This window comes from Streptomyces sp. NPDC044106, assembly GCF_056433985.1.
In genome coordinates, this window is the sequence record NZ_JBWKFZ010000023.1 from 21,402 (window position 1) to 43,481 (window position 22,080).

The following is a 22,080-nucleotide window of genomic DNA, read 5'->3' on the forward strand; positions in this document are numbered from 1 at the left end:
GTGGAAGGCAGGGGGGAAGAGGGTGTCGCCCGCGCCGGCACGCAACCTGGGTGGGGGGATGGGGTGGTACTGGCTGCGGATGAGAGTACTGGGACACGTCTGGTTGGTGTAGACCAAGGGGCGGGCCAACTTCCTTGCTTACATCGCCAGTTCACTCACGCGCCATTCCCCGGGTCCGGATTCCACCGCGGATAAATGAGCGGCCCCGCCGCCCCGGTGCCCCGTACACTGCCTCCGTCAGATGATCATGCTCCACCGTTTGGGGGATGGGAAACGCATGTCCATTCGCAGATCTCGCAGTAAGCGGAACGTCCTCAGAACCTTCGCCGTGGCGCTCGGCGCCGCGATGGTCCTGACGGGCGCCACCGGAACCGGAACCGCGGCCGAGGGGGCGGGGAAGAGGCACGACGCCACGCAGCGGGCGCTCGACGCGCTTGAGCGGGCCGGGATGCCGGGCGTCGCCGCCGAGGTCAGCAGCCCGCAGGGCAAGTGGTTCGGCTCCGCGGGCTTCGCCGACACCGCGACCAAGCGCAAGCGGACCGCGGCGGACCACCTGCGCGCGGGCAGCAACACCAAGTCCCTCATATCCGTGGTCCTTCTGCAGCTGGAGGCCGAGGGCGAGCTCAGCCTCGACGACTCCGTGGAGCGCTGGCTGCCCGGCGTGCTGCAGGGCAACGGATACGACGGCAACAAGGTGACGGTACGTCAACTCATCAACCACACCAGCGGTGTGCACGACATGGTGTCCACGCCGGAGTGGCAGAAGCACATGAACGGCCCCGGCTTCCTGGCCCACCGCTACGAGGCGTGGACGCCCCGGCAGATCGTCGACCTGGCCCTCACCTACAAGCCGGACTTCGAGCCCGGGACGTCCTGGAACTACTCCAACACCAACTTCGTGCTCGCAGGCATGATCATCGAGAAGGTCACGGGCAACACGTACGCCCACGAGGCCGAGCGGCGCATCATCAAGCGCCTGAACCTGCGCGAGACGACCTTCCCCGGCACCGACCCGAAGATGCCGGCCCCGCACGCCGTCGGCTACTCCAAGCTGTACGCGGCGAACCCCGGCCCCGAGATCTACGACGCCACGGAGTACAACCCGGCGTGGTCCGGCGCGACCGGCGAGGTCATCAGCACCACCGGTGACCTCAACCGCTACTACAGCGCCCTGCTGAAGGGCGAGCTCCTGCCGGCCGCCCAGCAGCGCGAGTTGCTGGACACGGTGGAGACGGGAACTTTCTTCCGCTACGGCACCGGTCTGATCGTCCGGACCCTGTCGTGCGGGGTGAAGGTCTACGGCCACGACGGCATCGTCTGGGGCTCGCTGACCAGCACCGCCACCACCGCCGACGGCAAGCACACCCTGACCTTCCACCTCAACGGCGACTGGCTGGAGGACGGGGCCCTCTACGAGAACGTCTTCGAGGCGGAGTTCTGCGGCAAGGGCTGAGCGGCAAGGGCTAAGCGGTAAGGGTTGAGCCGTAAGGGGTGACTGGACGGGCCTGGAGCCGGGCCGTCCGGTCACGGGTGCATGCGGGCACCCTTCAGTACCTTGTCGACCGCGTTGCGCGGTCCGTGGACGGCGATCCCGACCAGGTCGAGATCGCCGGCCGGTACGGCCCGTACCGCGGCGCGGTTGTCACGGTCGTTGCCGGTGGCGAAGAGGTCGGAGGTGAAGACCGCCATGGGCAGGTCCCGGCTCACCGCGCGGCCGTGCGCCGCCGTCACCGTCTCCTTCGTCCCCTCGAAGACCATCACCGGCTGCCGGAGCATCGGCAGGTAGGGGGTGCCGTCGGCGTCGGCGTACGGTTCGCCGATCACCTCGGGGAACCGTGTGCCGAGGCCGCTGACCAGGAACGCGGTGACGTTCAGCCGCTGCCAGGTCTCCAGGTCCTCGCGCAGCAGTACTGCGATCTTGGTGTCGAAACGTACGGGCGCGTGCTGCGGGGTGTCGGTCGTCATGCGTCCCAGGCTGCCGACCGACACCCCGCACCGTCTTGTACGTTCTTTGCATGCCGTCCCCGCAGGAGGTCTCCGCGTGGCGCCCGCAGGTCCCGGGCGTCGTGGAGGTCTTCCACGCGCACTTCACCGAGCACGCGTACCCGATGCACGTCCACGACGTATGGACACTGCTGATCGTCGACGACGGGGCTGTCCGCTACGACCTGGGCCGCCGCGAGCGCGGTACCCCGCGGGACACCGTGTCGCTGCTGCCGCCGCAGGTGCCGCACAACGGCTCCCCGGCCACCGCGCACGGCTTCCGCAAGCGGGTGCTGTACCTGGACGCGCCCCTGCTCGACGAGAGTCTGATCGGCCCGGCGGTGGACGACCCCGACATCGCCGATCCGCTGCTGCGCAGGCGCATCGGGCAACTGCACGCCTCCCTGGCGCGGCGCGGCGACGAACTGGAGGCCGAGAGCCGTCTCGCCCTGGTCGGCGAACGGCTCCGCGGCCACCTGCGGCCCCGGCTCGCCACCGCGCGCCCGGGGCCCGGCCGCGGCGTGGCGCAGAGCCTGCGGGAGCTGCTCGACGAACGGCTCCTTGACGGGGTGACGCTGGACGAGGCGGCGCGGCAGGTGCACGCTCACCCCGCCCATCTGGTACGGGCGTTCGGCGCCGCCTTCGGGATCGCCCCGCACCAGTACCTGATGGCCCGCAGGGTCGAGCGCGCCCGGCGGCTGCTGCTCGCGGGCAGGCCGCCCTCGGAGGTGGCGACCGCCGTCGGCTTCTACGACCAGGCCCACCTGAACCGGCACTTCAAACGGGTCGTGGGCGTCCCGCCGGGCCGTTACGCAGGCCGGAACGTCAAGCGCATTCAACACGCCGAGCGCGCCGACAGGCCTTCGGCGGCCCCTCCCGCGGCCCCTGCGGAAGCGCTTCCTCCGCCGTACGACAAGACGGGTGAGGGCGAGTATTCTGCTGGTAGGTAGGAGCTGACGCCGCAGCGGGCTCCGAAGAGCAGTGCCAGTTGAAGGCCCGTCGCCCCGATGGAGCGGCGCGTGCCCCCTCCGGCCCGCCGGGACGGTTTCCGCCCGGCTCGGCACGGACACCCGGCAGCCATCTGATCTGCTGCCACCGCCCCGAGTCATGGTTCGGCCGCGTGACGACACCGCTGGTTGACGATGTCGGTGCCCGCGGCCCTGTCCGCACCCAAGGAACCACCCAACTGGAGGTGGACGCAGTGGCAACGTCTCCCATGTCCCCGTCCTCCATGGAAACGCACCCGGACATCGCCGACATTCGCGCTCGCCACGAGAGCGCCGAGCGTGCGGCGAGCTCTCCGAAAGTGCAGGCCATCGACACGCTGGCCTTCCTGACGGGTCTGTACCTGGCCGCCTCGCCCTGGATCGTGGGCTTCGACGGCCTGACGCGGCTGACGGTCACCAACCTGATCGTCGGCATCGCCTACGCCTTGCTGATGAGCGGCGGCTTCGGCCGTGCCTACGACCGCACGCACAGCATGGCGTGGGCCGCCTGCGCGCTCGGCGTCTGGACGATCGTCGCCCCCTGGGTCGTGGCGGGTGACGTCAGCACCACAAGGACCGTGGTCAGCAACGTCATCACCGGTGGCGTCGCCCTTCTGCTCGCCCTGGCCGCCAGTGCGGCCGCCCGGCAGGGAGAAGCCGGCGCGAGCCGCGGCAAGCGGGGCATGTACCGAGCAGGCCCCGGCTGACCGGCCGAACCGGAACGGGTCCCACCGTGCTGCGGCGCGGCGGGGCCCGTCCGCGTGCGGTGCGTTGCCCAGGAGGCCGCCGAGGAGTCAGCGCCGGTCCGCTCGCTCCGCCAGAGCGCGGGTGCCCGCGGCGCAGCTCTCCTTCAGCTCGTCGAGTGCCGCGGGCGTCAGCTCCCTCCCGGCGGAGCGGCGGCGACCGCCGTCGAGCAGGGCGCACGCGCCGTCCAGCCACTGCGGGGACGGCGCGACCCCGATGAACGACGCAAGTCGGGTGAGCTCTTCGCGGGGAGCGTCCAGGAGGTCCTCGTAACCGAGTGTCATGCCCTGACCAGCAGATAGGCCGTCGAGGAAGTGCACGCCCTCGACGACGAGTTCCGACCACAGAGCGCCGAACCGACGCAGCGGAAAGTCGCGGTCGCGGACGAGGGCGGGGTCGAAGCGCTCGCCGAGCAGGGGCGCGAGCTCCGGCGGCAGGGACCGCACATGCTCGTCCGTGAGGTCCGCGAAGCTTTCGACGCCCGTACGTTCCCTGATCTCGCGTATCAAGGTGATCACCCGGTACCCGGGGTGCCGGCTCATGGACAGGGCGCAGTCCGGCCCGTCACGGAAGAGATGCACGAACTTCGCGTAGGGGAAGGCGGCCCGGAGCCCCGGCGCCCAGCCCGTCGAGTAGCCGGAACGCTCCACGACGGCGGTGCGCCCGAACCGTGCGCAGAGCAGGTCGAAGAGCGCCTCGTGGTGTGCGGCGGCGGCGCGGCCGGGCCAGTCGACGACGGCCGCGCGGAGCTCGTCGAGAAGGCCGTCGGGGTCGTCGGTGAGGTGGGGGAGCACCATGAGGGAGAGCGCGGGGATGCCGGTGGTCTGCGGCGTGTACCGGCCCGGGCGGTCCGTGTAGAGGAACTCGGGCATCAGCACCCCGCTGCGGATCATGCTCGCGAAGTACGGCGTGGGCCTGAAGAGGGCTTCCCAGAACTCCGCCCCAGACACCTGGCCCTCGGGGAAGGCCGCGTCACCGACCGAGGCCAGGTACTCGTTGAGGCTGAGCACGTCGGGATGGGTGTTGAGGATGCGGGACAGCGCGGTGGAGCCGCTGCGGCCCGTACCGATGACGAAGGTCAAGCTGCGCAAGGTCACTCTCCGGGAACGCGGGGCGGGTGGTCCAGGGCTTCGTGCACCTCAGCACACGCGGGCGGAGGGCGCCAGGTGGCGGCGGGGGTGGGGTGGTGTGACCCGGGGGCGTGGCGTGGTCGACAGGCGGTCGGCACCGGGCGCGTATCGGCGGCTGTCGGTCCGGTGTCGGTGGCCTGTCGGCGGGGGCTGGCACCTTGATGAGGACGAGCCGGACGCTTACCGGCCGACCCGGAGGCCCGGACCCCGGCACCCCAGTGCCCCGATGGCCGAGCGACACTCAAGGAGCCCCTGTGACTACTCACGTCACCATCATCGGCGCGGGCCTCGGCGGCCTGACGCTCGCCCGCGTCCTGCACGTACACGGCATCCCGTCCACCGTGTACGAGGCGGAGCCGTCCAGGGCCGCGCGCGCTCAGGGCGGAATGCTCGACATCCACGACTACAACGGCCAGCAGGCCCTTCGGGCGGCAGACCTGATGGACGAGTTCCGCGGCCTCATCCTGGAGGGCCGCCAGGCCATGCGCATTCTGCACCGGGACGGCTCGGTCCTTTTCGACCAACCCGACGACGGCACGGGCGGGCGTCCCGAGGTCCAACGGGGCGAGCTCCGCCAGATCCTGCTCGACTCACTGCCGGCCGGAACCGTCCGGTGGGGCCACAAGGTCAGCGGCGTCCGGGCCCTCGGTGGGGGCCGCCACGAGGTGCGCTTCGCCGACGGCGGCACCGCCGTCACGAGCCTGCTGGTCGGTGCCGACGGCGCGTGGTCACGGGTCCGCCCGCTCCTCTCCGCCGCCACACCCGCGTACACCGGCATGTCCTTCGTCGAGACCTACCTGTATGACGCCGACGTCCGGCACCCCGCCGCCGCGAAAGCGGTGGGTGACGGATCGATGCTCGCGCTCGCTCCGACCAAGGGAATCCAGGCGCACCGGGAGAGGGCCGGGACCCTCCACACCTACACAGCCCTGTTCAAGCCGCAGGACTGGTTCTCCGGCATCGACTTCACCGATGCCGCCGCGGCCACGGCACGGATCGCGCGGGAGTTCACCGACTGGGCCCCGGAACTCACCGCCCTGATCACCGAAAGCGACACCGCACCGGTCCTGCGCCCCCTCAACGGCCTGCCGGTCGGGCACCGTTGGGACCGGGCGCCGGGAGTCACCCTGCTCGGCGACGCCGCCCACCTCTCGCCCCCCAACGGTGAGGGCGCCAACCTGGCCATGCTCGACGGCGCCGAACTCGGCAAGGCCCTCGCCGCCCACCCCGACGACATCGACGCCGCGCTCACCGAGTACGAGCAGGCCATGTTCCCCCGCGCCGCCGAAGCGGCCACCGAAGGTACCGAGCTCTACGCCCTGATGTTCGGCGACAACGCGCCCCACAGCCTGGTTGGAGCGTTCGGCGCGGGCTGAGCGCCTGTGGCTTCTGCCTGGCGGGCTCGAAGGGGAAGCGGCCCAGCAGGCCCGGGGCAGGAGCCGATTACTGAAGCGCTGTTATATTAGCGCTGTGACATTCTCGGACCCCGCCCCCTCACCCGACCCCACCACGCTCCCGGACCCCTGGCAGCCGCTGCACGAACTGCTGGCCGCCATGGACGCCGAGATCGAGCAGGTCTACGTCGACCGCGGCATCCGGGGCGTGCGGCCGCGGTTCGCGTATCCGCTGATCCGGCTCGCCCACACCGGACCGCTGACCATCCGCGAGCTGGCGAAGTCCCTGAACCGCTCGCATTCGGCGATCAGCCAGACGATCGCCGCCATGCGCAAGGAGGACCTGGTCACCTCGGAGCCGGGGCCGGACGCCCGTACCCGGCGGATCGACCTGACCGAGCGCGGCCGGGCCCTTGTGCCGTTCCTGGAGGCCGAGTGGCGGGCCACCCACGCGGCCGTCGCCGAGCTGGATTCGGAGATCCCGTACGCGCTGACCACCGTCGTCGAGGATCTGCGGCGGGCGCTGGAGCGCCGGTCGATGCGGCAGCGGATCCGCCACCACCTCGTCGAGCCACCTCGATGAAAGCGTCGCGGGTCCTGTTCCTCGACATCCGCCCGCTTCGCGGCAACCGGCCGTTCCGGGCCCTGTGGGTCGGCTCCGCGGCATCCGGACTCGGCGGCCAGGTAGCCACCGTGGCGGTGCTTGCCCAGGTCTGGGAGCTGACCGGCAGCCCGGTCGGCACCGGGGCCATCGGGCTCGCCACCGGCCTGCCGATGGTGCTGTTCGGCTTGCTGGGCGGCACGTTGGCCGACACCCTGGACCGCCGTGCGATCGTGCGGGCCGCCACCGCGGGCCAACTACTCGCCGCCGGGGGCCTGTTCGTCCAGGCACTGGCGGACAACCGCAACGTCCTCCTGCTGCTCTGCCTGGTCGCCATGGGGGCGGCCTGCGGCGCACTCGGCGCGCCGGCCCGGCGCACCTTCCCGGTCCGGCTGCTGCCGCCCGACCAGGTAGCGGCGGGTCTCGCCCTGACCAACATCGCCTTCCAGGCGACGATGCTGGCCGGGCCCGCGCTGGCCGGACTGATCATCGCCCGCTGGGACTTCCCCGCCGCTTACGCCGTGCAGGCGGTGGCCGTCGCGCTCGCCATGCTCGCGGTGAGCCGCCTCCCCGTGATGAAGCCCGAGGGAGCAGTGGCCGAGGGTGCTGACGCCGACGTGGCCGGCGCGGGAAGTGGCAGGCGCCGGCCGAGGCACGGCGGCTGGCGGGTCATTCTGCGTCGCCCGACGCTCTGGGGCGCCATGGCCACCGACCTGTCCGCGACGCTGCTCGCGATGCCGATCGCGCTCTTCCCGCTGGTCAACGAGGTCCGCTTCGACGGCGACCCGCAGAACCTCGGTCTGTTCCTGTCGGCCGTCGCGGTCGGCGGCATCGCGGCGGGCCTGCTTTCGGGCACGGTGACGCGGTGGCGCCGTGGCGGCCTTGTCCAGCTGGCCGCGGCCGGCGCGTGGGGCCTCGCGCTGGCCTGCTTCGGCCTGTCGGCGGAGCTGTGGACGGCGCTCGCCTGCCTGGCCGTGGCCGGTGCGGCCGACACGGTGTCGGTGGTCACCCGCAGCGCCATGGTCCAGTGGGAGACGCCGGACGCGTACCGGGGGAGGGTCTCCTCGGTGGAGCACGTCATCGGCGTCGCGGGCCCCGAACTCGGCAACTTTCGCGGCGGTCTGCTGGCTTCGGCCACCTCCGCCCCCTTCGCGCTGGTCTCCGGGGGCCTCTCCGCCGCCCTGGCGATCGCCGCCGTAGCCGCGGCCAACGCTCCCCTGCGCGCGTACCGCACCCCGGCGCCCGCCGTGGCACCGACCGCCTCCCCGGCCGCCGGACGCCGACGCGCGGACGACCGCCGAGCGGCGAGCCGGCCGTAACCTCGACCTCATGGCGTTCGCATCCACCCGGCCCGCCCATTTCGATCTCCAGCCCTACGCCGGTTTCGACATGGGGCGTTACGTCCGGCGGACGTACTGCAGCTGGGAGACCGTCGGCTGGCAGTCCTTGCTCGTCCAGCGCTTCGAGCACGTCCCCGTCGTCGAGGACATGGAGCTGCCGGGCGTGGCGGATCTGCACTTGGTGCTGCCCGTGGCGGGGCGGGCGGCGATGGAGACGACGCGGAGCGACGGGCCGAAGAACCGTCACGCCTGGGCGCCGGGACGACTGGAGCTGATGATCCCGGGCCGGTCCGTCCTGCGGAGTTATCGCGGGGACGAGGCGATGCGGAGCGTCCAGATCCATATCCCGCGCGGCACGGTCGACACGGTCGCGGAGCAACTGGGTGTCGGCAGCGCGGTGGATTACGAGGCCATGGCCGCGTCCCTGGCGACGGGGGACCCGCTAATTGAGGAGGCCGTCCGAACGCTCGGCACCATGGACGAGGCAGCCGACGACGTGTACGCCGAATCCGCGGCCGCCTTCCTGACGGCGCACCTGCTCACTCGTCACGCGAGCCGTGGCCGTCGCAGCCGTGACGGCCGACGACCTGATCCACGAACGCGTACAGGCACGGGTACGGGCGCGCGGGAAGACGTACGCGTCGCCACCGCCGTCGCGATGATGCGCGATCGGCTGGCCGAACCGGTCACCTTGGCGGAGATCGCCGCCGAAGTACACCTGAGCGTCTACCACTTCGTCCGGGTCTTCAAGGCGGCGACCGGGATGACCCCGTACCGGTACCTCGTCCGGCTGCGCGTGGAGGAGGCGGGACGACTGCTGGAAACCACCGACTTGGCGATCGCCCGGATAGCACCACGGTGCGGCTTCGCAGGGCCCGGCGCCCTGTCGGCGGCATTCCTCCGGCAGACCGGGATGCGTCCCTCCGAGTACCGCAATTCCTGACCGCGGCACCGCAATTCCACGCATGGGACCGGCGACGCCCCGCACCTAGGGTTTTCCCCGCGACCCCGAAAGTCGGCAGTCGGACAGGGTGAGGAGCCCGGAAATGCAGTCGTACGACGTCACGGCCGAATCGACGGCACCGCCCGCGGCGATATGGACGCTGCTGCTCGACCCGCGGAGCTGGCCCGAATGGTCGCGCATAGACGCGCTGGAGACCGGCCGGTCCAGCGACCTCTCGCCCGACGGCCGGGACGGTGTCGGAGCGACCCGAGCCTTCCGTACGGGGAAAGTCGTCACCCGGGAGCGGATAACCGGCCTCGAACCCGAACGCCGCTTCTCGTACGAGGGCGTGGGAAACCCGCAGATGGCCGATTACCGCGCCACGGTCGAACTGGCGGAGCTGCCCGACGGCGGAACAAGGATCCGCTGGCACGGCACGTATGTGGCACGCCGAGGCATGCGCCGCTTCTTCCAGTGGTACCTGAGCCGCTTCATGCGGACCATGGTGACGGGCCTCGCCGAACTAGCCGCCGACCTGGAGATTCGCCCGGCCCCGGGCGGGTCGGGAAAGCCGGAGGGGCGGTAGCCGCGCTCCGCGCACAGCCACCGCCCCCGACCAGGGCCTTCGCCTCAGACCGCAGGCGTGAACCGCTCCCATGCGCGATGGCCGGCGAGCAGGCCGGTGACCGTTTCCAGTACGGACGTGGCGGCCTCGCCGACCACCACACCTGCCGCCGCCCCGGGCAGGCCCGCGGCTTCCAGGGCGACCGCTCCCCGGCCCCAGGCGCCCAGCGCCTTGCCGTGCCGGAACGCCTCCGTGAGCAACAGCAGCAGACGGGGTTCGACGCCCGTGGCCAGCGCCGCGGCGTCGTCCGCCTTGGCGTCACGGGCTCCGTAGGCGTCCGGAGCCGGGGCCGGCGCCCCGGCCACCAGCACCGCGTCGAACTCGATGGACCGCGCGGTGGTGAAGGTGCGCTGCACGGTCACCGGATCGCCGTCCGCGTCCAGCGTGCCGCCGGTCGGGGCGATGACCAGCGGGACCATCCCGGCGTCCAGGACCGCCTGGCGGACCGTGCGGACTCCGTCCAGGTCACTGACGCCGTCGGTGACGATGCCGATGATCCGGCCGTCGACCGGCCACCGCTCGCCGACCTGGGAGAGCGCGGGGCTCGGCTCGACGGCCGCGAGCGGCACGGACGGCTCCGGCGCCGGAAGGCCGAGGCCGGTCGCGACCTGCGAACACAGCTCCGGGTCGATGTTGGCGAGCACCTTCAGCGCCCGCTCCTTGATCCCCACGTTCCAGCACTTGCCGAGCTCGAAGGTGTAGGCGGCGATGATGTGCTCGCGCTCGGTGGGGCTCATGCTGAGCCAGAACTGCCGGGGCTGGCTGAAGTGGTCGTCGAAGGTGGCCGCCGCGTCCCGGACCTTGCGGGAGGCGGGCATCTCGACGGGCACCTCGATGTAGGCCCCGGTGTCCGCGCCCGCGAGGAACGGGCAGCCGCCGTCGACCGAGTTGGGCCGGTACGGCGCCGCACCCCGGTGCACGGCGGTCTGGTGCATGCCGTCCCGCGTCATGTCGTTGACGGGCGCGTGGGTGCGGTTGATGGGCAGCTGACCGAAGTTGGGGCCGCCGAGCCTGCTGATCTGCGTATCGAGGTAGGAGAAGAGCCGGCCCTGCAGCAGCGGGTCGTCGGTGACGTCGATACCGGGAACCAGGTGGCCGGGGTGGAAGGCGACCTGCTCGGTCTCGGCGAAGTAGTTCGACGGGTTGGCGTTGAGCGTCATCAGGCCGATCGGGCGGACCGGCGCGAGCTCCTCGGGCACGATCTTCGTGGGGTCGAGCAGATCGATGCCCTCGAACATCTGGTCCTCGGTGTCCGGGAAGGTCTGGACACCCAGTTCCCACTCGGGGAAGGCGCCGGCCTCGATGGCGTCCGCCAGGTCGCGGCGGTGGAAGTCGGGGTCCATGCCGCCGGTGATCTGCGCCTCCTCCCACACCTGCGAGTGCACACCCAGCTTGGGCTTCCAGTGGAACTTCACCAGGGTGGTGGCGCCCTCGGCGTTGACCAGCCGGAAGGTGTGGACGCCGAAGCCCTCCATCATCCGGTAGGAGCGCGGGATGCCGCGGTCCGACATGTTCCACAGCGTGTGGTGAGTGGCCTCGGTATGGAGGGTGACGAAGTCCCAGAACGTGTCGTGGGCACTCTGCGCCTGCGGAATCTCCCGGTCCGGGTGCGGCTTGCCGGCGTGGATGACGTCGGGGAACTTGATCGCGTCCTGGATGAAGAACACCGGGATGTTGTTGCCGACCAGGTCGAAGACGCCCTCGCCGGTGTAGAACTTCGTCGCGAAGCCACGGGTGTCCCGCACGGTGTCGGCCGAGCCGCGCGAACCGAGCACCGTGGAGAAGCGGACGTACACCGGCGTCTCGACGCCCTCGGCGAGGAAGCCCGCCTTGGTGATGCCCGCGGCGGAGCCGTAGGCCCGGAACACGCCGTGCGCGGCGGCCCCGCGGGCATGCACGACCCGCTCGGGGATGCGCTCGTGGTCGAAGTGGGTGATCTTCTCCCGCAGGTGGTGGTCCTGCAACAGCACCGGGCCGCGCGGCCCGGCCTTCAACGAGTGATCGGTCTCGTACAGGCGTGCGCCCTGAGCGGTGGTCAGGTACGCGCCGTCCTGGGCGACCTTCTCCTGAGGTACTCCGGTGGGCTGCCCCGTCGGGCTGTAGGTCGCGGGGCCGCGCTGGTCGGGCTTGGGGGGCAGCGGCTCGCGCGGCTCCGTCGGCTCGTGCACAGGTACGTCCTCGGGGCCCGGGGCGCCGGGAATCTCGTTCCCGGACCGCATGACCTCCTGGACCTTCTCCACAGCCTTCTCCGCGGCGGCCGTCACCGGGTTCTTCTTCTCGCTCACTGGTTTCCGATCGTTCGACGGGACCGTGCCACCCGCAGGGGTGGGTGGCACTGGGCAGGGGCACTATCGCGTGACGACGGGTACCCCATGACGCCGAGGCGGACACATGTACTGGGCCGTTAGTGCGGCACCGCTCGCTTGGGCCGAATGAGAAGGGGGCGCCAGGGTCCCAACGGATCCTTTGCCATTCGGTCGACCAGGCATCAGCGCAGGTCAGATAGCGTCCAGGACATCCACTGTTGCAGACGGCCCCGGCGCGAGCGCCGGGTTGACAGGAGAAGTGCGTCGTGAGCCTGATCAATGTGACCGACACCGCGGCAGACCTCGCGGAAGGGTGGCGGTCCCTCGTGCTGGGACATGTGGGCAACGCCTGCCTGAAGGTGCTGAGGATGGACGACATGCCCGTCGCGGAGGAGAGCCACGAAGCCCCCGAGGCCCTGCTCGTTCTCGACGGGGAGCTCCGGCTCGACGTCGGCGGGGCGGCCGTCCTGGTCGGCGCGGGCGAGCTCTACATCGTTCCGGCAGGCACGGCCCACGCCGTTCGCCCCGGCAGCCGGGGCACACTCGTGATCGTGGAACTCCGGGAGGGCGCAGGAGACCAGGTGCCCGATCCCGGGCGGGAGCAGGTCCCGACGGAGCGTTATCCTGTGGCCGCGGCCGACGACATAGCCCCGTAACCAGCGGCTTTCCAGGATGAAACGGTCGCGTCGTGCAGTCAGAAAGCCGGGGTTGTGGACTACCAGACCGTTCTCGAAGAAGTCGCCGCCTTCGCGCGGCCGCTGGTGGGCCGCGGCCAGGTGGCCGGGTACATTCCGGCGCTCGCGGGGGTGGACGCCGAGCGCTTCGGCATCGCGGTCGCCGACGTCGACGGCGAGGTGCACGGGGTGGGGGACTGGCAGGAGCCGTTCTCCGTCCAGTCCATCTCGAAGGCCTTCAGCCTCGCGCTCGTACTCGCGGAGGGCGGCGAGCGGATCTGGGACCGGGTCGGCACGGAACCGTCCGGCAACCCCTTCAACTCGCTCGTCCAACTCGAGTACGAGAACGGCATCCCGCGCAACCCCTTCATCAACGCCGGTGCGCTGGTCGTCACCGACCGGTTGCAGAGCCTGACCGGAGACGCCGGCACCACGATGCTGGAGTTCCTGCGCACGGAGAGCGGCAACCCGGACGTCGCCTTCGACCCCGTGGTGGCGGCCTCCGAGGCCGAGCACGGCGACCGCAACGCGGCTCTCGCGCACTTCATGGCGAGCTACGGCAATCTCGAGAACCCCGTCGCCACGGTCCTCGAACACTACTTCCGGCAGTGCGCGATCCGTATGAGCTGCCGCGACCTCGCCCTCGCGGGAGCCTTCCTGGCCCGGCACGGGCTGCGCCGCGACGGCACGCGCCTGCTGCCCGCCCGCGAGGCCAAGCAGGTCAACGCGGTGATGCTCACCTGCGGTACGTACGACGCGGCGGGCAGCTTCGCCTACCGCGTCGGCCTGCCGGGCAAGAGCGGCGTCGGCGGTGGCATCGTCGCGGTGATCCCGGGACGCTGCACCCTGTGCGTCTGGAGCCCTGGCCTGGACACGTACGGCAACTCCGTGGCGGGCGTGGCGGCGCTCGACCACTTCACCACGGTGACGGGCTGGTCGGTGTTCTAGCGGGGGCGTTTCGCAGGACGGCGACCGCCCGTCACAGAACGTCGGCGAACGCCTCGGCCAGTCGGCGCCATTCGGTGCGCGGCAGCCCCGCACCGCCCTCTTCGGAGGTGAGCACCTGGAGCGCGATGTGGTCGGCTCCCGCGTCGAGGTACTCCTGGGTCCGGGCCCGTACGCGCTCGGTGTCGCCCAGGGCGAAGAGGGCGTCGAGGAGACGGACGCTGCCGCCGTCCTCGAAGTCGTCCTCCTCGAATCCGAGGCGCAGCAGGTTGGCGGTGTAGTTGGGCAGCTGGAGGTACATCCGCAGCATGTTCCGCGCGGTCGTACGCGCCCGGTCGAGGTCCGTGTCGAGCACTACGGTCAGTTCCGGCGCGAGCAGGGCGGCGGGGCCGAGCGCCTCGCGCGCCTCGGCGGTGTGCTCGGTGGTGACCAGGTAGGGGTGGGCGCCCAGCGCCCGATCGGCGGAAAGCCTCAGCATCTTCGGACCGAGCGCCGCGAGGACGCGGCGCTCGGAGCCCACGGAGGGGACGGCGCTGTCCAGCGCGTCGAGGTACGCCACCATCGCGCTGTACGGCTTCGTGTACTGCGGCACCATCGGCCCGTGGCTGACCCCCAGGCCGAGGACGAGGCGTCCGCGCGCGCTCGCCTCGACGGCTGCGATGCGTGCCGCCACGTCCTCGGCGGTGTGTTCCCAGATGCTGAGGATGCCGGTGGCCACGGTGACCGTACGGGTGGCGTCGACGACGGCCGCGGCGTCGTTTGGGGAGGCGTTGCCGCCGAGCCACAGCGTGCCGTAGCCCAGCTCGTCGAGTTCGGCGACGGCTTCCCTGATCGCTCCCTTGCCCGCGTCGTCCGCACGGGACTCGTGCAGGGCGCTGCTCCAGATGCCGATCCGTCCGAACGTGTTGCGCTTCTCAGAGGTCATGGTGGCGTCAACCATGATCCGGCTCCGCTATTCCCGGCAGAGCGGCACTCAGAGCCTGTGTCATATCCCCGGCCGGGTGGTCGCCGCCTGGCACGCACGCTCGCCGCGTTGCCGAAAAGCCCTAGTAGCTCCGCTACGAGGACTTCCCGGCGCCTTGCGATCGCACGCACCAGACGACGCCCACTGATCCGACCGGGGATATGACACAGGCTCTCAGGCTACGGCGGCGGTCAACGCGTCCTCCAGAAGGAACACCGCGAGGACGGCGAAGGTCACTCCGGCGACCGTGTTCACCGCCACGGCCGTGCGGCGACCCCGTACCAGTCCCTGGCCCAGGCGGCCCGCGAACAGGCCGATCGTGCTGTCCCAGACGAACCCCATCACCAGGAAGATCAGCCCGAGGACGAGCAACTGCAGCCAGACGAGGCCCTGATCGGGATCGGTGAACCGCGGCAGGAACGCGGCGAAGAACAGCACGATCTTCGGGTTGAGCAGATTGGTGAGGAGGGCCCGGCGCAGGACCTGACGCTCGGGCGGCGTCTCGGGCGCCGCCGTCGGCGTCTTCCTGGCCGAACGGATCGTGGTCACCGACAGCCATCCGAGGTAGAGGCCGCCGACGAGTTCCACCGCTATCAGGACGGCGGGTGTCGAGCGCAGCAGGACGGCGAGGCCGAGCGCGGCAGCCGTCACGTGCACGGCCATGCCCAGGGCCATTCCGGCGGCGGAGACGAGGCCCGCCCGCGGGCCGCGTTCCAGGGCCACGGCCACGATGTACGCGGCGTCGGGTCCCGGGGCGACGGTGATGATCGCGACCGCCGCCAGATAGGCCGGCAGAAGAGCGAGATCCAGCATGCCGGCCTCCCGAGTCCGGATGGTGTAACGCTCATGACTGCGGCAAGACGTTACCCGCCCGGCGTAGAGTCTGCAACGCATAGTCGACCTTTAACGCGTTACGCTGGAACGTATGGCAGTCACCCCGGTCACCCTCACGGAAGTTTCCCTGGAGACGCTGACGGAGCTCGTCAACGGCTGGGGCACACTGCCGCGCCAGGAGGACGGCCGGGGGGACGACCCGCACCGGCCCGTCGCCGACATCGCGGCACGCTTCGGCCTGCCCGCGCGCGTCAGGGCGGCGCTGACCCCAGAGGCGCTGGCCGACGCGGCGGACCGCCTTCACGCGGTCTTCTCCGCCCGGGACGCCGAGACGTGCGCGCGGAAGCTGACGCGGCTGCTGTCCGAGACCGGTGTCCGCCCCGTCATGAAGACCGGAATCAAGACCCGAAGCCAGACCGGAATCAAGACCGGAGTCGAGACCGGAGTCGAGACTGGAGTCGAGACCGGGGCCTCCGACGCGCTGCGCGCCGCATGGTGCGTCGACGACGCCGATCGCGCCGTGGTCGCGGCGGCGGCGATCACCCTGCGTCAGTACCTCGCCGCCCACGGGTTCGCGCGCATCGGCACCTGCGCCGGCGGCCGCTGCGCCGACGTCTACATCGACCAATCCCCGGGCGGCCGACGCCGTTTCTGCTCGGTGACCTGTCAGAACCGCACACGCGTGGCGGCGTTCCGCAGTCGCAGGGCGCTCGCTGACGGCTGAAATGCGGCGCCAACTGCCGCCCGTAGGTGCACTGCTGGGGCGCGAGGTGCGTGGGAATCGTGAAGAGATTGTGTACGATTCTTGGGATTCGGTCACGGGGGAGGAAAACTCGGAGGGCTCACTCGGCGCTTTCGAACAGGTCGGGCGCCGATCCATGCGTTGGGAGACCGATCAACGATGTTCACACTGGTACGAAGCAGAGTGCGGACGGCCGCACTCGCTCTCTCGGCCGTCGCGGCCCTCGCCTTCGGCACGACCGCCGCGACCGGCGCGGCGGCCGCCCCAAACCCCGCGCCCGCCCCCACCCCCGCTCGCGCGAAACAGGGACCGACCTCGGTGGCGTACGTCGAGGTGAACAACAACAGCATGCTGAACGTCGGCAAGTACACCCTCGCCAACGGCGGCGGCAACGCCTTCGACGTCGCCGTGATCTTCGCGGCGAATATCAACTACGACACGGGCAAGAAGACGGCGTACCTGCACTTCAACGAGAACGTGCAGCGAGTCCTCGACAACGCCGCCACGCAGATACGGCCGTTGCAGCAGAAGGGCATCAAGGTCGTCCTCTCGGTGCTCGGCAACCACCAGGGCGCCGGTTTCGCGAACTTCCCGTCGCAGCAGGCGGCTTCGGCGTTCGCGAAGCAGATGTCGGACACCGTCACCAAGTACGGGCTCGACGGCATCGACTTCGACGACGAGTACGCCGAGTACGGCAACAACGGCACGGGGCAGCCCAACGCCGGCTCGTTCGTGCACCTGGTGACGGCGTTGCGCGCGAACATGCCGAACAAGATCATCAGCCTCTACAACATCGGCCCGGCCGCGTCGCGCCTCTCCTACGGCGGCGTCGACGTCTCGTCCAAGTTCGACTACGCCTGGAACCCGTACTACGGCACCTGGCAGGTCCCCGGCATCGCACTGCCCAAGTCGAAGCTGTCGCCGGCGGCTGTCGAGATCGGCCGGACCTCGCGGAGCACGGTCGCCAGTTTCGCCCGCCGCACCGTCAGCGAGGGGTACGGCGTCTACCTGACGTACAACCTCGACGGCACCAACCGCAGCGCCGACGTCTCCGCGTTCACCCGGGAGCTGTACGGCAGTGACGCCGTCTACACGCCGTAAGGCGACGGCGCGCCCCGACGCGCGCTGCTCCCACGGAGTCAACCACGCCCCATAGGGCCGCAATCCGCGCAAACCGCGTCACTGACAACGATGTCGGAGCGCGGCGCGGCTCAGAGGCTTCGCCCTCACCGAAACACGCCGCCGCCCCGGGGCATCAACTCCCCCGGGGCGGTGCGCGGGTTGTCGGTGCCGTACGCGTTCACGATCTGTTCGTATTGCGTACGTCGACCATCGCTCAACGGACCACATTCGGCCAACATCCAACAAAAATGCTGACATGTACCTGGCTCGAATGGCACGCTTCCCCGCAACACGCTGCACGTACAGCACCACGCTGAACGCCCGCATCGCGTCCCTTTCTGCGCCGGGTGGCCCTCAACGCACCCGGGGCCCCCACAGATGGAGCCTGCGTGACCCCTTACATATCCGGTAAGCGTTCGATGCTCGTGATCGCCACCGCCGTTGCCGCCGGAGCGCTGCTCACCGCCGGACTGACCACCGGCGCCTCCGCCCAGCCGGACGAGAACACCGAGCCGTCCGGCTCCCCTGTCGCCCTCTCGGCGTCGGTGCGCGCGGACCTCCTCCAGGACGCGAGCGCCGACAGATCGGCGACCGCCGAGCGGATCGGTCTCAGCGCCAAGGAGAAGCTCGTCGTCCGTGACGTCGTGAAGGACAGCGACGGCACCACCCACACCCGCTACGAGCGCACCTACGACGGTCTGCCCGTCCTCGGCGGCGACCTCGTCGTGCACACCGCGAAGAGCGGAGAGCTGAAGGGCGTCACCAAGGCGACCGAGGCCAGCGTCAAGGTCGCCTCCACCGACGCGAAGCTCGGCAAGGCGTCGGTCGCCAAGTCCGCCGAGTCGACCGCCGCCAGGGCCAAGACCGCCAAGGCCGACGCGCAGGCTCCGCGCAAGGTGATCTGGGCCGCCACCGGCAAGCCCGTCCTCGCGTACGAGACGGTCGTCACCGGCACGCAGAAGGACGGCACGCCCAGCAGGCTCCACGTCATCACGGACGCCGCGACGGGCAAGAAGCTGTACCAGTACCAGGCCATCGAGACCGGCACCGGCAACAGCCAGTACAGCGGCAAGGTCAAGGTCGGCTCCAAGAAGGGCACGAGCGGCTACGAGCTGACCGACAAGGCCCGCGGCGGCCACCGCACCTTCGACCTGAAGCACGCGGAGACCGGCACCGGCAAGCTCTTCAAGGACGCCAACGACGTCTGGGGCAACGGCAAGCCCTCGAACGCGCAGACCGCCGCGGTCGATGCCGCCTACGGCGCCCAGATCACCTGGGACTACTACAAGAACGTGCACGGCCGCAAGGGCATCAACGGCGACGGCAAGGGCGCGACCTCGCGCGTCCACTTCAGCAACAACTACGTCAACGCCTTCTGGGACGACAGCTGCTTCTGCATGACGTACGGCGACGGCGAGGGCAACAAGAAGCCCCTCACCTCGATCGACGTCGCCGCCCACGAGATGTCGCACGGCGTCACCTCGGCGACCGGCAACATGGAGTACAACGGCGAGTCCGGCGGCCTCAACGAGGCCACCTCGGACATCTTCGCCACCGCTGTGGAGTTCAACGCCAAGAACTCCGCGGACGTCGGTGACTACCTCATCGGCGAGAAGATCGACATCAACGGCGACGGCTCCCCGCTGCGCTACATGGACAAGCCGAGCAAGGACGGCAGCTCCCTGGACAAGTGGAGTGCCAACGCCGGCAACGTCGACGTCCACTACTCCTCGGGCATCGCCAACCACTTCTTCTACCTGCTCTCCGAGGGCAGCGGCAAGAAGCGGATCAACGGCGTCCAGTACAACTCGCCGACCGCCGACGGCACCAAGGTGCTTGGCATCGGACGCGCCAAGGCCGAGAAGATCTGGTACAAGGCCCTGACGACGTACTTCACGTCGACCACCAACTACAAGGCGGCCCGTAAGGGCACGCTGAGCGCCGCGAAGGACCTGTACGGCGCGAACTCCACCGAGTACAAGCGCGTGGCCGCCGCCTGGTCCGGCGTCAACGTCAAGTAACCCCCCCCGGGTCACTCACTGAAGGGGCGGCGTCCACCACGGACGCCGTCCCTTCGGCGCCGCCGCGCGGGGGCGCCGGCGCCGACGTACACCAGTCAGTGGTATGACTCAGTTGTACATGATGTCCGATGCCGAGAAGCGGCACGTGGTGCCGTCCGGGCCGCTGCCCAGCTCGGTGGGCTCCTTGCCGGTGTCGTTGCCCTTGAAGCGCACGCAGGTCTTCATCTTCTTCTTCGTGTCACCGTGGATCCGGATCTTCGACAGCGTCGCGGTGTCACCGAAGTTCTGGTTGACGCCGACGATCGACTTGCCCGGCGCGGTCAGGTCGATGTCGCTCAGCACGATCGTGCGCTTGTGCTGCGTCTTGCAGTTGCCGCACGAGCGGACCAACTTGCCGAACTCCTCGACCTTGAAGCCGGTCACGGTGAGCTTGCCGGCCCCGTTGAACTGGAGGACCTTGTCGTCGGCCTTCTTCGCCCCGCCGCCGATGACGTTGTACGTCGCCGACGCCGACTTGCCCTTGAAGGTGGCGGCGTCCTCACCGACGTCCAGCCACCACACGTTCTGCAGGGTGCAGCTGCCCTTGCAGTGGACGCCGTCGGCGGCGGGCGTGCCGATGATGACGTTCTTCAGGACGGCGCCGTCGGCCAGCTCGAAAATGGGGGACTGGCCCTCGTCCTGGCCGCTGCCGCCCAGGACGCCGGTGCCGTAGAACTTCTTCATCCCGCCGTCGTACTCACCGGAGACCGGGATGGTCTTCGACACCGGCTTGCTGCCGGTGCCCGAGGGCCAGGACGCGGCGGCCCCGGCGGGGGACAGCATGGTCGTGGTGACGATCGCCGCACCGGTCAGCCCGAGGGCGGCGGCTCCGCCGATCACCGCCCGGCGTGCGGTGACCCGGCGACGGTGGCGGACGCGCTGTTCAGTTCGTGCAGTCATGCCCATTCCTTGCGTGGGGAGGATCTTGCACCTTCTGGTCGCCACGGGTGGGGAAAAGGTTGCCGCCCTTTTGGAATCAGTCGTCGTGCCGGGCGAAGTCGCCCGACACGGTGACCTGTTCGCTCCGTGTCCGGGCGGTGGCCGCGTAGCGGTCGCCCCGGGCGTCCCGGCCACCGCGGACGTGGTTGTACTGCCCGGCGAACACCCACTGGCCGACCGGGACCGTACGCCCCCGCTTGAGCACCCAGGTGTGGACGAGGTAGCCGTCCTTCTCGGCGATCCTCAGTGTGAAGTCGGACTCGGGCAGCGACCGCCAGGCACCGGTGGAGGTGACCCCACCGGTCTGAGCGATCCGCAACTCGACGGTCAGCGCGGTCAGTTCCTCGCGCGTCTTGAGGGTGACGTTGCTCTGCGCCCAGAAGCCGTTGCTGTGCGGGTCCAAGGAGCCGTCCGACCACAGCGGCCCGGCTTGCGCACCGGCGGCGGGCGCGCCGGTATCGGGCGTACGTGACGGGGAGGCGCTCGGCTCGCGGGGCGCGCGGGAGGTGCTCGGCGTGGGGGCCGCGGGCGTCGGATCCCCGGGCGCCCGGTCCACCGGCGAGGGCACCCGGCGTGTCGCGTCCGTCGACGGGGCGGGTGGGGAGGTGGGGGTGGGGGCCGGGGTCGGTGGGACCGCGGCCGGGTGCTGCGGAGACGCGTCGTTCACCACGGAGGCCATGCCGTAGCCGCCGACAGCGAGAATCCCTGCGACCGCCGCGGTGACGCCGGCCGCACGCACCCAGCCGAATTGGGGCGGACGGGCCGCGCGGGAGCGGGGCAAGTCCTCCTGCGCCATGCCGCGTTCGAGCCGTGCCAGGATCCGCGCGCGGTCGGGCCGGTGCGCCCCGGCCGCCTCGTGCAGCTGGGTGCGCAGTTCGTCGTGCACGTCCCGCCGCATGATCATCGGTCCCTTCCGGCGGCAGACCCGGTACGCGCCATCGCCGAGTGCACCTTACGCGGAGTGTTCTGCGTGCCGAGGATCCGCTGCAGCTCGGCCATCCCCTTCGAGGTCTGGCTCTTGACCGTCCCGACCGACACGCCCAGGGCCAGCGCTGTGTCCTTCTCGGACAGGTCGAACGCATGGCGCAGCACGACACACGCCCGCTTCCGGAACGGCAGCCTGCGCAGCGCCCCTTGTACGTCGACCACCCCGGCCACGTCCGGATTCTCTGTCCGCTCCTCCCGCTGCGCCCAGAACAGCGCGACACGCCGCCGCTCGCGCACCGCACTGCGTATCCGCGTCCGGGCCAGATTGGCGACCACGCCCCGCGCGTACGCCACCGGGTGCTCGCTCGCCCGCACTCGGTCCCAGCGGTGCCACAGCGCGAGCAGCGCATCCGCGGCCAGGTCGTCGGCGGCATCCGCCTCGCCGGTCAACAGGTGCGCGAGCCGGGCCAGATCGGCGTAGTGCCGCTCAAAGAAGGCGTGGAACTCCACGGAGGCGGTGTCGTCGACGGCTGGGCCCACGGGCGATGTCTCCTCACAGGCCCTAGGGGCCCCGGAACCCGGCACCTGTGCGTGTCATGTGCGGATCATGAATGTCCGGATGAGATCCGCAAGAGTAGCAGTAAGCAACCGCTTGGTCTGTAATTCTCGCCGGCTCCCCGGCCCCCATCCCGCCATCCCCCAGCCAGGACCGGGCGGCGGGCCGTGTCTTCTGCCGCTACCCGGGCATGCCCAGCCGCTCTGCTCGGGCCGTCAACGAGGGGGTGGATCCGGTCAGGCGCCTTGCGCCGTACGCGCACATG

21 protein-coding genes are annotated in these 22,080 nt (G+C 70.4%); 13 read left to right on the forward strand and 8 right to left on the reverse strand.

Going from position 1 to position 22,080, the window contains the following annotated elements; genetic code table 11:
- Positions 1 to 277 precede the first annotated feature (277 nt).
- On the forward strand, positions 278 to 1,453 hold the full coding sequence (locus AC07DI_RS32280; RefSeq protein WP_478908003.1) for a serine hydrolase domain-containing protein: 1,176 nt from the start codon (positions 278 to 280) through the stop codon (positions 1,451 to 1,453).
- Between the two features lie 71 nt (positions 1,454 to 1,524).
- Here the strand turns inward: AC07DI_RS32280 and AC07DI_RS32285 are convergent, their stop codons facing one another.
- Positions 1,525 to 1,965, reverse strand: a complete 441-nt coding sequence (locus AC07DI_RS32285; RefSeq protein ID WP_478908004.1) for a DUF2000 family protein — start codon at positions 1,963 to 1,965, stop codon at positions 1,525 to 1,527.
- A 50-nt stretch (positions 1,966 to 2,015) separates the two neighbouring features.
- Between AC07DI_RS32285 and AC07DI_RS32290 the strand changes: the two genes are divergently transcribed.
- Both AC07DI_RS32290 and AC07DI_RS32295 read left to right on the forward strand, forming a co-directional pair.
- Positions 2,016 to 2,933, forward strand: coding sequence for a helix-turn-helix transcriptional regulator (locus AC07DI_RS32290; protein WP_478908006.1), 918 nt, complete (start codon positions 2,016 to 2,018; stop codon positions 2,931 to 2,933).
- A gap of 281 nt (positions 2,934 to 3,214) precedes the next feature.
- The gene (locus AC07DI_RS32295) at positions 3,215 to 3,676 is read left to right on the forward strand and encodes an SPW repeat protein (RefSeq protein WP_384253360.1); all 462 of its coding nucleotides are present in this window, start codon (positions 3,215 to 3,217) and stop codon (positions 3,674 to 3,676) included.
- A gap of 87 nt (positions 3,677 to 3,763) precedes the next feature.
- Here AC07DI_RS32295 and AC07DI_RS32300 read toward each other — a convergent pair whose 3' ends face one another.
- Complete coding sequence (locus AC07DI_RS32300) at positions 3,764 to 4,810, reverse strand: sulfotransferase (protein ID WP_478908007.1); 1,047 nt, start codon at positions 4,808 to 4,810, stop codon at positions 3,764 to 3,766.
- A 287-nt stretch (positions 4,811 to 5,097) separates the two neighbouring features.
- Between AC07DI_RS32300 and AC07DI_RS32305 the strand changes: the two genes are divergently transcribed.
- The 5 genes from AC07DI_RS32305 to AC07DI_RS32325 all read left to right on the forward strand — a co-directional run bounded on the left by AC07DI_RS32305 (position 5,098) and on the right by AC07DI_RS32325 (position 9,707).
- Positions 5,098 to 6,219, forward strand: a complete 1,122-nt coding sequence (locus AC07DI_RS32305) for an FAD-dependent oxidoreductase (RefSeq protein ID WP_478908009.1) — start codon at positions 5,098 to 5,100, stop codon at positions 6,217 to 6,219.
- Positions 6,220 to 6,313: 94 nt separating this feature from the next.
- Positions 6,314 to 6,820 (forward strand): MarR family winged helix-turn-helix transcriptional regulator, encoded by a 507-nt coding sequence (locus tag AC07DI_RS32310; protein ID WP_478908011.1) that lies wholly within the window; start codon positions 6,314 to 6,316, stop codon positions 6,818 to 6,820.
- Positions 6,817 to 8,157, forward strand: a complete 1,341-nt coding sequence (locus tag AC07DI_RS32315) for an MFS transporter (protein WP_478908013.1) — start codon at positions 6,817 to 6,819, stop codon at positions 8,155 to 8,157. Before AC07DI_RS32310 ends, AC07DI_RS32315 begins: the two co-directional genes overlap by 4 nt.
- A gap of 10 nt (positions 8,158 to 8,167) precedes the next feature.
- Positions 8,168 to 9,121, forward strand: coding sequence for a helix-turn-helix domain-containing protein (locus AC07DI_RS32320; RefSeq protein ID WP_478908014.1), 954 nt, complete (start codon positions 8,168 to 8,170; stop codon positions 9,119 to 9,121).
- A gap of 103 nt (positions 9,122 to 9,224) precedes the next feature.
- Positions 9,225 to 9,707, forward strand: a complete 483-nt coding sequence (locus AC07DI_RS32325; protein ID WP_478908016.1) for an SRPBCC family protein — start codon at positions 9,225 to 9,227, stop codon at positions 9,705 to 9,707.
- 44 nt (positions 9,708 to 9,751) lie between these two features.
- Here AC07DI_RS32325 and AC07DI_RS32330 read toward each other — a convergent pair whose 3' ends face one another.
- Positions 9,752 to 12,031, reverse strand: a complete 2,280-nt coding sequence (locus AC07DI_RS32330) for a catalase (protein ID WP_478908018.1) — start codon at positions 12,029 to 12,031, stop codon at positions 9,752 to 9,754.
- Positions 12,032 to 12,318: 287 nt separating this feature from the next.
- Between AC07DI_RS32330 and AC07DI_RS32335 the strand changes: the two genes are divergently transcribed.
- Both AC07DI_RS32335 and AC07DI_RS32340 read left to right on the forward strand, forming a co-directional pair.
- Complete coding sequence (locus AC07DI_RS32335; protein WP_384253341.1) at positions 12,319 to 12,708, forward strand: cupin domain-containing protein; 390 nt, start codon at positions 12,319 to 12,321, stop codon at positions 12,706 to 12,708.
- A gap of 54 nt (positions 12,709 to 12,762) precedes the next feature.
- A complete protein-coding gene (locus AC07DI_RS32340) occupies positions 12,763 to 13,674 on the forward strand; it encodes a glutaminase (protein WP_384253339.1) in 912 nt (303 codons plus the stop codon).
- A gap of 31 nt (positions 13,675 to 13,705) precedes the next feature.
- Here the strand turns inward: AC07DI_RS32340 and AC07DI_RS32345 are convergent, their stop codons facing one another.
- Both AC07DI_RS32345 and AC07DI_RS32350 read right to left on the reverse strand, forming a co-directional pair.
- On the reverse strand, positions 13,706 to 14,596 hold the full coding sequence (locus AC07DI_RS32345) for an LLM class F420-dependent oxidoreductase (protein ID WP_478908107.1): 891 nt from the start codon (positions 14,594 to 14,596) through the stop codon (positions 13,706 to 13,708).
- Between the two features lie 213 nt (positions 14,597 to 14,809).
- Positions 14,810 to 15,448, reverse strand: a complete 639-nt coding sequence (locus tag AC07DI_RS32350; protein WP_478908021.1) for a LysE family translocator — start codon at positions 15,446 to 15,448, stop codon at positions 14,810 to 14,812.
- 112 nt (positions 15,449 to 15,560) lie between these two features.
- Here AC07DI_RS32350 and AC07DI_RS32355 point away from each other — a divergent pair, with 112 nt between their 5' ends.
- From AC07DI_RS32355 to AC07DI_RS32365, 3 genes are all read left to right on the forward strand, one after another.
- Complete coding sequence (locus tag AC07DI_RS32355) at positions 15,561 to 16,193, forward strand: CGNR zinc finger domain-containing protein (protein ID WP_478908022.1); 633 nt, start codon at positions 15,561 to 15,563, stop codon at positions 16,191 to 16,193.
- Between the two features lie 177 nt (positions 16,194 to 16,370).
- Positions 16,371 to 17,312 carry an endo-beta-N-acetylglucosaminidase H gene (locus tag AC07DI_RS32360; RefSeq protein WP_478908024.1) on the forward strand — a complete coding sequence of 314 codons (942 nt, stop codon included), beginning with the start codon at positions 16,371 to 16,373 and terminating at the stop codon, positions 17,310 to 17,312.
- A 410-nt stretch (positions 17,313 to 17,722) separates the two neighbouring features.
- A complete protein-coding gene (locus AC07DI_RS32365) occupies positions 17,723 to 19,354 on the forward strand; it encodes a M4 family metallopeptidase (RefSeq protein ID WP_384253327.1) in 1,632 nt (543 codons plus the stop codon).
- Positions 19,355 to 19,462: 108 nt separating this feature from the next.
- Here AC07DI_RS32365 and AC07DI_RS32370 read toward each other — a convergent pair whose 3' ends face one another.
- The 3 genes from AC07DI_RS32370 to AC07DI_RS32380 form a co-directional block, all read right to left on the reverse strand.
- A complete protein-coding gene (locus AC07DI_RS32370; RefSeq protein WP_478908026.1) occupies positions 19,463 to 20,293 on the reverse strand; it encodes a pectate lyase in 831 nt (276 codons plus the stop codon).
- A gap of 76 nt (positions 20,294 to 20,369) precedes the next feature.
- Positions 20,370 to 21,236, reverse strand: coding sequence for a hypothetical protein (locus tag AC07DI_RS32375; RefSeq protein WP_478908028.1), 867 nt, complete (start codon positions 21,234 to 21,236; stop codon positions 20,370 to 20,372).
- Positions 21,233 to 21,799, reverse strand: a complete 567-nt coding sequence (locus tag AC07DI_RS32380; RefSeq protein WP_478908030.1) for a SigE family RNA polymerase sigma factor — start codon at positions 21,797 to 21,799, stop codon at positions 21,233 to 21,235. Before AC07DI_RS32380 ends, AC07DI_RS32375 begins: the two co-directional genes overlap by 4 nt.
- Positions 21,800 to 22,080: the final 281 nt, after the last annotated feature.

Excerpts from the sequence above, each read along its gene's own strand:
- AC07DI_RS32295 (WP_384253360.1), top strand. The coding sequence starts at position 3,215 with ATGGAAACGCACCCGGACATCGCCGACATTCGCGCTCGCCACGAGAGC.
- AC07DI_RS32325 (WP_478908016.1), top strand. The coding sequence starts at position 9,225 with ATGCAGTCGTACGACGTCACGGCCGAATCGACGGCACCGCCCGCGGCG.
- AC07DI_RS32360 (WP_478908024.1), top strand. The coding sequence starts at position 16,371 with ATGTTCACACTGGTACGAAGCAGAGTGCGGACGGCCGCACTCGCTCTC.
- AC07DI_RS32290 (WP_478908006.1), top strand. The coding sequence starts at position 2,016 with ATGCCGTCCCCGCAGGAGGTCTCCGCGTGGCGCCCGCAGGTCCCGGGC.
- AC07DI_RS32285 (WP_478908004.1), bottom strand. The coding sequence starts at position 1,965 with ATGACGACCGACACCCCGCAGCACGCGCCCGTACGTTTCGACACCAAG.
- AC07DI_RS32315 (WP_478908013.1), top strand. The coding sequence starts at position 6,817 with ATGAAAGCGTCGCGGGTCCTGTTCCTCGACATCCGCCCGCTTCGCGGC.
- AC07DI_RS32370 (WP_478908026.1), bottom strand. The coding sequence starts at position 20,293 with ATGACTGCACGAACTGAACAGCGCGTCCGCCACCGTCGCCGGGTCACC.
- AC07DI_RS32320 (WP_478908014.1), top strand. The coding sequence starts at position 8,168 with ATGGCGTTCGCATCCACCCGGCCCGCCCATTTCGATCTCCAGCCCTAC.
- AC07DI_RS32375 (WP_478908028.1), bottom strand. The coding sequence starts at position 21,236 with ATGATCATGCGGCGGGACGTGCACGACGAACTGCGCACCCAGCTGCAC.
- AC07DI_RS32355 (WP_478908022.1), top strand. The coding sequence starts at position 15,561 with ATGGCAGTCACCCCGGTCACCCTCACGGAAGTTTCCCTGGAGACGCTG.
- AC07DI_RS32345 (WP_478908107.1), bottom strand. The coding sequence starts at position 14,596 with ATGACCTCTGAGAAGCGCAACACGTTCGGACGGATCGGCATCTGGAGC.
- AC07DI_RS32280 (WP_478908003.1), top strand. The coding sequence starts at position 278 with ATGTCCATTCGCAGATCTCGCAGTAAGCGGAACGTCCTCAGAACCTTC.
- AC07DI_RS32350 (WP_478908021.1), bottom strand. The coding sequence starts at position 15,448 with ATGCTGGATCTCGCTCTTCTGCCGGCCTATCTGGCGGCGGTCGCGATC.